1 protein-coding gene is annotated in these 425 nt (G+C 73.4%); it reads right to left on the bottom strand.

The window, feature by feature from the left end:
- On the bottom strand, window positions 1–425 hold a 425-nt coding region (locus FV222_RS29135; protein ID WP_187277557.1), incomplete at both ends, for an acyl-CoA dehydrogenase family protein.

The following is a 425-nucleotide window of genomic DNA, read 5'->3' as shown; positions in this document are numbered from 1 at the left end:
CGCCGACGGCGCGGGCCGCGGTGTGGACGCGGGCGATGTTGAGGCCGCGCTGCACCGAGGCGAAGCCGCCGGAATCCGCATCCGACCCGCCGTCGCCGTAGAGCCCCGTGAGCCGGTCGTTCTCGGGCACGCGCACGCCGTCGAGTTCGAGCTGGAACGTCAGGAAGCCGTGATAGCCGATCTTGTCGATGACCTGGCCGGTCATGCCCTCGGGGAATTCCCCCGGCGGCTTGACCACGAGGAACGGCTCCAGCCCCGCAGAGCGCGATTCGCCGGGCTCGGGATCGCGGGTCCGGGCCAGCACCTCGATGAAGTCGGCCGCGCGCGCGAAGCCCGCCCAGCGCTTGGTGCCGGTCAGGACCCAGTGGTCGCCTTCGCGCACCGCTCGCGTCTGCACGCCGGCGAGGTCCGAGCCGGCGGCCGGC

It is taken from the genome of Methylobacterium sp. WL103, assembly GCF_008039885.1.
Lineage (GTDB): Bacteria > Pseudomonadota > Alphaproteobacteria > Rhizobiales > Beijerinckiaceae > Methylobacterium > Methylobacterium cerastii.
Note: the sequence above shows the minus strand (reverse complement) of the source record. Positions and strands in the feature narration are given on the sequence as shown.